This is a genomic window from Micromonospora sp. NPDC051925, from assembly GCF_044548625.1.
Lineage (GTDB): Bacteria > Actinomycetota > Actinomycetes > Mycobacteriales > Micromonosporaceae > Micromonospora.
Map to the genome: position 1 here is coordinate 217609 of NZ_JBIUCH010000003.1, position 11303 is coordinate 228911.

Sequence of the window (11303 nt, forward strand, 5' to 3'; positions counted from 1 at the left end):
CACCGTGCCGAACGTAAACAAGGAGCATCGCGATGCAGCCCGGCTACCCCAACCCCCCGCAGCAGATCAACAACAACATGACCCCGTCGATCGTGGCCATCTTCTTCTTCTGGCCGCTGGCGATCCCCGCCATCATCAACGCCTCGAAGGTCAACCCGCTGCTCCAGCAGGGCGACTACGCGGGTGCCGAGGCCGCCGCCAAGGAGTCGAAGAAGTGGTCGAAGCTGGCCTTCATCATCGGCGCCGTCTGGCTCGTCATCGTGCTGCTCTGCTGCCTCTTCGGTGGTGTGATGGGGGCGGTCGGCGGCAGCAACACGAGCACCTACTGACGGCCAACGACTGAGGAGCACCCGAGATGCAGCCCGGACAGGACCCGTACGGCCAGCAGCCCCCGCACGACCCGTACGGGCAGCAGCCCGCCTCGGGCCAGCCGTACGGTCAGCCCGTCCACCACGACCCGTACGGGCAGCCCGTTCACAAGGACCCGTACGCGCAGCAGCCGTACGGCGCGGCGGCCTCCTACCCGGGGGCCGGCTACCCGTCGCCGCAGGGGCAGCAGAACACCCTCGGCCTGCTGTCGATGATCCTCGGCATCGCGGCGATCCCGCTGGTCTGCTGCATCTATCTGGGCATCCCGGTCGGTATCGGCGCGGTCGTCACCGGTTGGCTGGGCCGGCAGAAGGCGAACCAGGGGCTGGCCGGCAACGGCGGTCAGGCCGTCGCCGGCCTGGTCTGCGGAGCGATCGCGGTCACGCTCGGCATCCTGCTGCTGCTCCTCAACCTCATCGGCCAGTTCACGCTGCCCACGTCGCCCTGACCGGTACGGCACGAGGGGCGTCCCGGCACCGTCCGGGGCGCCCCTCGCCGTTACGGGCCCTCCCTCGCCGCCGGCGGCCCGCGACCGGGACCGCAAACAGGCCGCGACCGGGAGCAGGCCGCGACCACGTCCCGGCAGTGCGACCACGACCGCCGTCCGGCCGGACCTGATGCCCCTGGGAAGTGCCTCCACCAGGCCGCGGGTGGGGGCGGGGGCGGACGCGATCAGTCGCGTGCCGGACGGGGCGGCCGGTCTCGGGGCGGGCGGGGGCGGCCGAGGGGCGGCCGGGGCCGGTCGACCGGCGGGCGGGCCGCGGGCGACGAACGGTCGAGGACCTTCGCGGTGGCAGCACCGAGCAGCGCACCGACCATCACCACCCCGGTCGCCACCGCCGCCACCTGCCAGGGCACCGGGCCGATCTCGGCCAGCCGGCCGCCGCCGAGCGGACCGCCGGAGGCCGCCGCGGCGAGCCCGACGGCCAGGCCGACCACCGGTCCGGCGAGCGCCGCCGGGCCGAGCAGAGCCGACCAGCCCGGACCGGCCCGGTCGTCGCCGTCCGGGCGGAGCAGACGTCGGCCGAGCAGCCAGCCCGCCGTCATGCCGGCCAGCACCGGCACCGCCAACAGCGCCGCTCCGAGCCCGTCGACCGGGCCACTGGGCAGGCCGGCGAGCAGCGGTACGGCCGGCAGCGAACCGACGGAGACCTCACTGGTACGCACCGCCGTGCCGGTGCCGACGGCGAACCCGGGGCCGAGCAGGTAGGCGCTCGACCAGACGGTGGCGTTCGGCGCGTAGGCCAGGCTGATCAGGGTGATGCCGGCCTGACCGGCCACCCCCGTCCGGTAGGCCCCGATCAGGTCGGCGGCGTCTCCCCCGCCGGTCGCCACCGCCAGCCCGGCGGCCCCGGCACCCGCCCCGAGCAGCAGCAGGCCGGCGACCAGGCCGGTACGGACGCCGTCACGCAGCACCGTCGGCGCGCGGGCGACGAGCAGGCCGGCCACGCCGGTGGTGCGTACCGCCCCGACCAGGGCGGCCAGCGTGCCGAAGAACAGCAGGGTCAGCCCGGACCGGACCGGGGAGACCCGCAGGCCGGCGCTGTCGACCAGGAGCGCGGCCAGGACGCCGAACAGGGCGTACCCGATGCCGACCGCGACGGCGACGGTGATCGCCTGCCGGGGTGACCGACCGCCGCGCGCCCCGACCGCCCGGCTGGTGTGCACCCCGGCCCGGCACAGCCGCCAGAACGCGAGCGCGGAGAGCGCCAGCGGGACGAGGCCGAGCGGACCGGCGGTGGTCTGTAGCGGCACCCCGTGGCCGAGCAGCCAACCGGCCAGCCCGGCGCGCAGCGCACCGACCATCGAGCCGGCATCCTCACTGAGCTGGGCCAACCCGAGCACCAACGCCACCGGCAGGTACGAGGTGAGGGCGGCACCGGCGGCGGCCACCCCGGCGGCGACCGGGAGCGGCGCGCGGGAGCGCCCGGACTGCTCCGGCCGGCGGGGGGCGGGCACCCGGGCGCCGCCGGCACGACCGGGCGGCCTACCGTCGGCGCGGACACCGGCGGGACGGCGTGGCTGATCAGGGGTGGTCGAGGACATCGGCTCTACTCTGGCACGCCGGACCGGTGGCGGCTGCCCGCCGGGGCCGCCCGACCCCGGCGAGTTCCGTGATCCACCGTCGCCGGGCGACGATCCGGTCTAGCCTCGGCGCAGGGACGCGACCGAAGTCGCGGCACCGATCGTCCGGAGGAAGCCGTGAACGCTCCGTACCCACCGCCCCCGCCGCCGTCTGCGGCCGGGCGGGATCGCACCACGCTCTGGGGGGTGCTCGGCATCGTCCTCGGCCTGATCTGCTGCGGGATCCTGGGCATCGTCTTCGGCTATCTGTCGATCCGGGACGCCAAGCGGTACGGCCAGTCGCCGATCCTCGGCTACCTGGCCATCGCGTTCGGCGTGATCAACCTCATCGGCACCGCGATCTGGCGGGCCAGCGGGACGTACCCGCTCTGGAACAACTGAGGGGGCCGACCGTCTCCGGTCGACCCCCTCAGTTGTTCCGTCGCCTGTCCGTGCCGGGCTCGGCAGGTCAGCCGCCCGGCGGTTGCAGCTCAGCTGCCCGGCCGACGGGCAGCCGGCGGCGCGGCTGGTGCAACCGCCCGCTCGGGCGGTTCAGCCGGTGGCTCAGCGGCCGGACATCAGCTCCCGCATCAGCTTGGCGGTCTCGGTCGGGGTCTTGCCGACCTTGACGCCGACCGCCTCCAGCGCCTGCTGCTTGGCCTCGGCGGTGCCCGCCGAGCCGGAGATGATCGCGCCGGCGTGCCCCATGGTCTTACCGGGGGGCGCGGTGAAGCCGGCGATGTAGCCGACCACCGGCTTGGTGACGTTGGCCTTGATGAAGTCGGCGGCCCGCTCCTCGGCGTCGCCGCCGATCTCGCCGATCATCACGATCGCGTCGGTGTCCGGATCGGCCTCGAACGCGGCGAGGGCGTCGATGTGGGTGGTCCCGATGATCGGGTCACCGCCGATGCCGACGCAGGTCGAGAAGCCGATGTCGCGCAGCTCGTACATCATCTGGTAGGTCAGCGTGCCGCTCTTGCTGACCAGGCCGATCCGGCCGGAGCCGGTGATGTCGGCCGGGATGATCCCGGCGTTGGAGGCGCCCGGCGAGGCGATGCCGGGGCAGTTCGGCCCGATGATCCGGGTCTGCCCGCCCTTGGCCACGTTGTACGCCCAGAACGAGGCGGTGTCGTGCACCGGCACGCCCTCGGTGATCACCACGGCGAGCGGGATCTGCGCGTCGATCGCCTCGACCACCGCGCCCTTGGTGAACTGCGGCGGTACGAAGATCACCGTGACGTCCGCCCCGGTCGCCTTCATCGCGTCCGCGACGGAGGCGAAGACCGGCAGCTCGGTGCCGTCGAAGTCGACGGTGGTGCCGGCCTTGCGCGGGTTCACGCCGCCGACCACGGTGGTGCCCGCGGCGAGCATCCGCCGGGTGTGCTTGGAACCCTCGGACCCGGTCATCCCCTGCACGATGACCTTGGACTCCTTGGTCAGCCAGATCGCCATCGTCAGACCCCCGCAGCTGCCAGCTCGGCGGCCCGCTCGGCCGCGCCGTCCATGGTGTCGACCCGCTGCACGAGCGGGTTCTCGGCGCCGTCGAGGATCGCCCGACCGGCCTCCGCGTTGTTGCCGTCGAGCCGGACCACGAGGGGCTTGGTGACCTTCTCGCCGCGCTCCTCCAGCAGGGCCAGCGCCTGGATGATGCCGTTGGCGACCTCGTCGCAGGCGGTGATGCCGCCGAAGACGTTGACGAAGACGCTGCGCACCGACGGGTCGGAGAGCACGATCTCCAGGCCGTTGGCCATCACCGCGGCGCTCGCGCCGCCGCCGATGTCCAGGAAGTTGGCCGGCTTGACGTTGCCGTGCCGCTCGCCCGCGTAGGCCACCACGTCGAGGGTGGACATGACCAGGCCGGCGCCGTTGCCGATGATGCCGACCTCGCCGTCGAGCTTGACGTAGTTGAGGTCCTTCTCCTTGGCGGCCTGCTCCAGCGGGTCCACCGCGGCCTGGTCGACCAGGGCCTCGTGGTCCGGGTGCCGGAAGCCGGCGTTCTCGTCCAGCGTGATCTTGGCGTCGAGCAGCAGCAGCGTGCCGTCGCCCGTCTTGGCCAGCGGGTTCACCTCGACCAGGGTGGCGTCCTCCGCGACGAACGCCTTCCACAGCCCCACCGCGACCGAGACGACCTGGTCGGCGACCTCGGCCGGGAAACCGGCCGCGTCGACGATCTCCCGGGCCTTCGCCTCGTCCACGCCCTCGACCGCGTCGATCGGGGCCTTGACCACCTTGTCGGGGGTCTCGGCGGCGACCTGCTCGATGTCCATGCCGCCGGCGACGCTGGCGATGCAGAGGAAGGTGCGGTTCGCCCGGTCGAGCAGGTACGAGAAGTAGTACTCCTCGGCCACGTCCGCGGTCACCGTGATCATGACCTTGTGGACGGTGTGACCCTTGATGTCCATGCCGAGGATGTCGGTGGCCCTGGCCACCGTCTCGTCGGCGCCCTCGGCCAGCTTGACGCCGCCGGCCTTGCCTCGGCCACCGACCTTCACCTGTGCCTTGACGACCACCCGACCGCCGAGGCGTTCGGCGATCGCGCGGGCCTCCTCCGGGGTAGTGGCGACGCCGCCGGCTAGCACAGGCAAGCCGTGCCGCTCGAACAGGTCCCGCCCCTGGTACTCGTACAGGTCCACGATTGCGCGTCCCGTCCCGTCTCCGCGGCGCGCCGTCGCGCCGCCGCCAGCGTTGTGGAAACTCCGTTGACGCCTGTCATCAGTTGAAACAGGCCATTGGCCGCAGCCTAGCGAGGTGGGCACCAGCGGCAACCGAGCGGGTGCGCGGTGTGCGGTAATGCACAGCGCGCCGTCGGCGACTCGCCGACGGCACAGAACGGTCCACAGGTTGTCCCGCGTTGCGCGTAACCCCACCGTGTGGGCGTCGTTGAGTCTGATGTCGGAGCGCTGGTCAGCGCGAAGACGGGAGCGGCCGATGCCCTGTCGGTCGAGGGGTGGCGGCGGGGCATCGTGCATAGAAGGGCCGGGCGTGTGAGGGGTGCGTCCGGCCCTTCACCCTGCCCGGATTCGGGCGACACCGCCGCCGGGGTCGCGCCACGACGAAACGGCGGCGTCCCGGGATCGGAACACCACCGTCGGCGTACGCACGGGGCGCGGCACACCCCCGGCCCGCAGGAGGGGTGACGGTGGACCGTCGCCGGCCCGTCAGGCGACCGGCTGGGCCACGTTGGCGCGAACCCACTCGACGATCGACTGGGTGGTCGCGCCCGGCGTGAAGATCTTCGCCACACCGAGCTGCACCAGTTCGGGAATGTCGGCGTCGGGGATGATGCCGCCGCCGAAGACGACGACGTCCCGCGCCTCCCGGTCGGCGAGCAGCTCCAGCACCCGACGGAAGAGCGTCATGTGCGCGCCCGAGAGCACGGAGAGGCCGACCGCGTCGGCGTCCTCCTGGATGGCGGTCTCGACGATCTGCTCCGGGGTCTGGTGCAGGCCGGTGTAGATGACCTCCATACCGGCGTCACGCAGGGCACGCGCCACCACCTTGGCGCCCCGGTCGTGGCCGTCGAGGCCCGGCTTCGCGACGACTACCCGGATACGAGAGCTCATCAGCGCACACCCTTCACGGCTCCGCGGCTACCAGCTGAACGAACGGTAACCCGACCTGCCGGGGTCGGAGAACCCGGGCCGGACCCCTACCGTCCCGGCCGCCCGCCCGGAAGTCGGACGCCTCCGCCGAACGGTCACTGTGCGCGACGAACGGGCAGGAAGGGGGACAGCCGTCCGGCGTCTGGAGATATGACAATGATGGACGGAAAGGGACAGAAGGAATCGCCGGTTCGGCGCTTCCGCTTGTGACCGGAGCGGTGGGGGGCTAACGTGTCCACGGTTGTCATCAGGTCCACGGACGGGTGATGACGCGACCGACGACCGTTCGATCAGCTACACCGAACGGCCGAAGGTTGCATCGGATCCCCGACAACGGAGGGTGTGCGTGCGCCAGCGCCTGTCGTCTGAGCCCGATAGATATCGCGGCCGCCGCCGCGTACCCACCCCCCCGCGGAGCCGCTACGCGGCGGTCGTCACCACCGCGTTCGTCGGTGCCGGAATCGTCGCGCTCGGCGCGGGAGCGATGCCGGACGCCAAGAGCGTCAGCCCGTCGGTTCTCGACGAGCTGAAGCAAGCCTCGATCACCAGTCAGGACGCCGCCGCGCGTGCCGACGCCGCCGACCGGGCCACCCGGGACAACGCCCGGGACACCGAGGCCGGCGCCAACGAGCAGGATCCGTGGCTGCTGCCCCTCCAGGGCTACGACTTCAACTCCCCGTACGGGATGCGCTGGGGAAAGCTGCACACCGGCATCGACCTGGTCGCGCCGGAGGGCACCCCGTACGTGGCCATCCACTCCGGCACGGTCACCAAGGCCGGCTGGTTCGGCGGCTACGGCTACGCGGTGATCGTGCAGCACGCCGACGGCAGTGAGGCCATCTACGGCCACTCCTCCGCGGTGAGCGTGCACGAGGGCCAGCAGGTCAAGGCGGGTGACCAGCTCGGACTGGTCGGCAACACCGGCCACTCGTACGGCTCGCACCTGCACCTGGAGGTACATGTCAAGGGCCAGCCCCTCGACCCGGTGCCGTGGCTCCAGGAGCGCGGAGTGGACATCAAGCTGCAAGTCGAGGCGTACTACAGCGAAGCAGCCGCCTCCTGACGCTGGGTAGTGCCTGTTGACCGCCCGGATCTGCGGATCCGGGCGGTTTCTCGTGCGACCAAGTCTACTGGGTCACACTCCGCAGTGTGACCCGCGGCACAGCCGACCATGATCCGATAACGGGGCAGACATGGCCCGAGCGGGACATAGCCGGGCAGCCGCCCCGGACGACCGTTGCTACCCCCGGGTACCCGTACCCGCCCCGACGCACTTCGACACCCAGGATGGTCCGGGTCCGAGTCCCCTGAGTGTGTGAAGGTCCGCCGTGCAGGAAGACAGTTACCACCAGAACGACAGCACTCCCCGAAACGACAGCACTTCCCCGAACGACACCACTCCCCCGAACGACAGCACCGCCAGCGTCACCCGGCGGGAAGGGATGCCGGCCGCCGTGATCCGGCATCGGCGGCACCGTCGCGGCGGACGTGCCCTCGTCGTCGGCGCCGTCGCGCTGGTCGGCCTGGGCCTGGCCGGGGTCTCCGCGATCGCCCTCGACCGCGCCGACGCTCCCGAGCCGGCAGCCGTCTCGCTCGACGCCCAGGCCCGCGCCGAGGCCGCCGCCCGCGCGGACCGGTCGGCCCGGGAGTCGGCCGTCCCGACCAGCCCCACCCCCGCGCCGAGCCCCACCACCGCCAGCCCGACTCCGTCGGCCACCCCGACGAAGAAGGCCGCCGCGAAGCCGAAGGTGACCACGAAGTCGAAGGTCGCCGCCAAGAAGGCGGTCACGCCGAAGCCGAAGCCGTCCTGGGTGATCCCCATGCAGGGTGCCGAGATCACCTCCTGCTACGGACAGCGGTGGGGCACCCTGCACGCCGGCATCGACTTCGCCCTGCCGGCCGGCACCCCGATCCACGCCGCTGCCGCGGGCACCGTGGTCAAGGCCGGCGACGTCGGGGACGGCTACGGCAACTCGGTCTTCATCGACCACGGCAACGGCTACCTGACCCACTACGCGCACCAGAGCAGCCTCAAGGTCACCGTCGGCGACCGGGTCACCGTCGGCGAGGTGATCGGCTACGAGGGTTCCACCGGCGACTCCACCGGCCCGCACCTGCACTTCGAGGTACACCAGGGGCAGATGTGGAACCAGATCGACCCGGCGCCGTTCCTGCGCGCCCGGGGCATCGACGTGGCCTGCTGAGCCATCCGGCAACGCCGCGCCGGAGAGCGCGCAGCGGCCAACGGCGAAGGTCCCGGTCCGGCACGTCGCCGGACCGGGACCTCGCCGGCACGCGACGCGTGTCGCGCAGGGCTCAGAGCTTGTCGAGCGGGGCGTGCCGCAGCACCAGCCACATGGTCTGGTCGCCGAAGTCGATCTGCGCTCGGGCACTCGGCCCGTGCCCCTCCACGGCGAGCACCCGGCCCAGTCCGTAGCGCTGGTGGTTGACCCGGTCGCCGGCCGACACCTTCGGCCCCTGCGGCAGCTCGCTGGCGGTGGTCAGCCGACTGGCGTCCACCCCGAGCCGCTTCGCCAGCTCGGCCGCCCTCGGCGTACCCCCGGTGAAGCCGCCACGCCCGCCGGGCGCGCGGTCCGCGCGGCCCCCGACGCCGCCGCCCCCACCGGCCCACGAGGTGTACGTCCCCTCGGTGCGCTCCCAGCGGACCAGCTCCGGCGGCAACTCCTCCAGGAACCGGGACGGCGGGTTGTAGGACGGCTGCCCCCAGGCCGAGCGGGTGACCGCCCGGGACAGGTAGAGCCGCTGCCGGGCCCGGGTGATGCCCACGTACGCCAGCCGGCGCTCCTCCTCCAGCTCACGGGTGTCGCCCAGCGAACGAAGGTGCGGGAAGACGCCGTCCTCCAGGCCGGTCAGGAAGACCACCGGGAACTCCAGGCCCTTGGCGGTGTGCAGGGTCATCAGGGTGACCACGCCCTGATGGTCCGGGTCGTCGGAGGGGATCTGGTCGGCGTCGGCGACCAGCGCCACCTGCTCCAGGAAACCGGCCAGGGTGGCCCGCTCCCCCTCGGCGCCCAGCGCCTCGACCCGCTCGGTGTACTCCCGGGCGACGCTGACCAACTCCTGGAGGTTGTCGACCCGGCCGGCGTCCTGCGGGTCGAGGCTCTCCTCCAGCTCGGTCAGGTAACCCGAACGGGTGAGCAGCGCCTCCAGCACCTCCTCCGGGGTGCCGGTCTCGGCCAGTTCGCGGCCGGCGTCGAGCAGCGCGACGAACTCGCCGATGGAGTTGGCGGCCCGGGTGGAGATGCCCGGCGCGTCCTTGGCCCGGCGCAGGGCCGCGCCGAAGGAGATCCGGTCGCGGCTGGAGAGCGCCTCGACGCACGCCTCGGCCCGGTCGCCGATGCCCCGGCGCGGAGTGTTCAGCACCCGACGGAGGCTGACCGTGTCGTCGTCGTTGACCACCGCGCGCAGGTAGGCCAGCGCGTCACGGACCTCCTTGCGCTCGTAGAAGCGCACCCCACCGACCACCTTGTACGGCAGGCCGACCCGGATGAACACCTCCTCGAAGACCCGGGACTGGGCGTTGGTGCGGTAGAAGACGGCGATGTCGGCGGGACGGGTCTCGCCCGCGTCGACCAGCCGGTCGACCTCCCGGCCCACCCAGTCCGCCTCGGCGTGCTCGGTGTCGGCGACATAGCCGACGATCTGCTCGCCCGCCCCGGCGTCGCTCCACAGCCGCTTCGGCTTGCGGGAGGTGTTCCGGTCGATCACCGCGTTGGCCGCGTTGAGGATGGTCTGGGTGGAGCGGTAGTTCTGCTCCAGCAGGATCGTCCGGGCGTCGGTGAAGTCCCGCTCGAACTCCAGGATGTTGCGGATCGTCGCACCCCGGAACGCGTAGATCGACTGGTCGGCGTCGCCGACCACACACAGCTCGGCCGGCGCGATCCCCTCGGTGCCGGCGACCAACTCCTTGATCAGGGTGTACTGCGCGTGGTTGGTGTCCTGGTACTCGTCGACCAGGACGTGCCGGAACCGGCGGCGGTAGCTCTCCGCGACGTGCGGGTGCGACTGGAGCAGGTGCACCGTCGTCATGATCAGGTCATCGAAGTCCAGCGCGTGCGCCTCGCGCAGCCGCCGCTGGTAGAGCGTGTACGCCTCGGCCAGGGCCCGCTCGTTGGGCCCCTTGGCCCGACCGGCGAACTCCTCCGGGTCGACCAGCTCGTTCTTCAGGTTGGACACCTGGGCGGCCAACCCCCGGGCCGGGTAGCGCTTCGGATCGAGATCCAGCTCACGGGCGACCATCTGCATCAACCGGCGGGAGTCGTCGGCGTCGTAGATGGAGAAGGTCGACTTCAGGCCGGCGTGCTCGTGCTCGGCGCGCAGGATGCGTACGCAGGCGGAGTGGAACGTCGACACCCACATCAGCCGGGCGCGCGGGCCGACCAGGTGGGCCACCCGCTCCTTCATCTCGCCGGCGGCCTTGTTGGTGAAGGTGATCGCGATGATCTCGCCGGGGTGGACGTCCCGCGCGGCGAGCAGGTAGGCGATCCGGTGGGTGAGCACCCGGGTCTTGCCGGAGCCGGCCCCGGCCACGATCAACAGCGGTGAGCCGGAGTGGGTGACCGCGTCCCGCTGAGGGCCGTTCAGGCCCTCCACCAGGGCCTGCGGGTCGAGGCGTGGGGCGGGGCCGGGCCGGCGCGGTGGAACCGACGCGGGCTCGGACGCGGGCGGGGACGCGGGGATGTCGAAGAGAGGATGCATCGCACGGCGAGTCTATGCCGTCGGCCGGACACTTCCCGCCCACGCACGCCCGGGAGGACGTACGCGCCCGCCGCCACCCGCGCGGGACCCGGCTTCGCCACCGGGCCCCGGAGCCCACCGCCCCGCCCAGCCACTACGCGGGCCGATCCCGGCGACCTGAGGCCGGGGCCGGGGCCAGGGGCCGGGGCCAGGGGCCGGGGCCAGGGGCCGGGGCCAGGGGCCAGGGGCCAGGGGCCGGAGGCGGGGGGCCAGGGGCCGGAGGCGGGGGGCGGAGGGCGGGTCGGAGGCAACACTGGATCGGGTTGGGCTGGATAAGCACGTACGGATGCTGTGGAGCTGATGACGCTAACGATTCAGCCACTCGGAGGTCCGCGAGTCGTTGACGTCATCAGCTCTGTAGCGCGCCGAACAGGCACCCATGACCCGGCCACCGCCACCACAGGCAATGGCCGGGGACGCCCAGACCACGGCATGGACCAAGGCGGGGCACGGGCGAGGCACGGGCGAGGCACGGGCGAGGCACGGGCGAGGCACGGGCGAGGCACGGGC

At 72.5% G+C, this 11303-nt stretch carries 10 protein-coding genes; 5 read left to right on the forward strand and 5 right to left on the reverse strand.

The window, feature by feature from the left end:
* Positions 1-32: 32 nt before the first annotated feature.
* On the forward strand, positions 33-329 hold the full coding sequence (locus ACIG87_RS05605; protein ID WP_396848504.1) for a CD225/dispanin family protein: 297 nt from the start codon (positions 33-35) through the stop codon (positions 327-329).
* 26 nt (positions 330-355) lie between these two features.
* Positions 356-817 (forward strand): DUF4190 domain-containing protein, encoded by a 462-nt coding sequence (locus ACIG87_RS05610; protein WP_396848506.1) that lies wholly within the window; start codon positions 356-358, stop codon positions 815-817.
* 224 nt (positions 818-1041) lie between these two features.
* On the opposite strand, the gene ACIG87_RS05615 is transcribed toward ACIG87_RS05610, so the two are convergent.
* Positions 1042-2415 (reverse strand): DUF6350 family protein, encoded by a 1374-nt coding sequence (locus ACIG87_RS05615; RefSeq protein ID WP_396848508.1) that lies wholly within the window; start codon positions 2413-2415, stop codon positions 1042-1044.
* Between the two features lie 156 nt (positions 2416-2571).
* Here ACIG87_RS05615 and ACIG87_RS05620 point away from each other — a divergent pair, with 156 nt between their 5' ends.
* Positions 2572-2835, forward strand: a complete 264-nt coding sequence (locus ACIG87_RS05620) for a DUF4190 domain-containing protein (protein WP_396848510.1) — start codon at positions 2572-2574, stop codon at positions 2833-2835.
* A gap of 162 nt (positions 2836-2997) precedes the next feature.
* On the opposite strand, the gene sucD is transcribed toward ACIG87_RS05620, so the two are convergent.
* The 3 genes from sucD to ACIG87_RS05635 form a co-directional block, all read right to left on the reverse strand.
* Entirely contained in the window at positions 2998-3885 is an 888-nt protein-coding gene (gene sucD, locus ACIG87_RS05625; RefSeq protein WP_396848511.1) for a succinate--CoA ligase subunit alpha, read from the reverse strand.
* Positions 3886-3887: 2 nt separating this feature from the next.
* The gene (gene sucC, locus ACIG87_RS05630; protein WP_067312399.1) at positions 3888-5066 is read right to left on the reverse strand and encodes an ADP-forming succinate--CoA ligase subunit beta; all 1179 of its coding nucleotides are present in this window, start codon (positions 5064-5066) and stop codon (positions 3888-3890) included.
* A gap of 525 nt (positions 5067-5591) precedes the next feature.
* Positions 5592-5996, reverse strand: a complete 405-nt coding sequence (locus tag ACIG87_RS05635; protein ID WP_396848513.1) for a cobalamin B12-binding domain-containing protein — start codon at positions 5994-5996, stop codon at positions 5592-5594.
* Between the two features lie 385 nt (positions 5997-6381).
* Here ACIG87_RS05635 and ACIG87_RS05640 point away from each other — a divergent pair, with 385 nt between their 5' ends.
* Positions 6382-7098, forward strand: coding sequence for a M23 family metallopeptidase (locus tag ACIG87_RS05640; RefSeq protein WP_396848515.1), 717 nt, complete (start codon positions 6382-6384; stop codon positions 7096-7098).
* A gap of 379 nt (positions 7099-7477) precedes the next feature.
* On the forward strand, positions 7478-8239 hold the full coding sequence (locus tag ACIG87_RS05645) for a M23 family metallopeptidase (RefSeq protein ID WP_396848745.1): 762 nt from the start codon (positions 7478-7480) through the stop codon (positions 8237-8239).
* 112 nt (positions 8240-8351) lie between these two features.
* Here the strand turns inward: ACIG87_RS05645 and pcrA are convergent, their stop codons facing one another.
* Complete coding sequence (pcrA, locus tag ACIG87_RS05650; RefSeq protein ID WP_396848516.1) at positions 8352-10754, reverse strand: DNA helicase PcrA; 2403 nt, start codon at positions 10752-10754, stop codon at positions 8352-8354.
* Between the last annotated feature and the right edge of the window lie 549 nt (positions 10755-11303).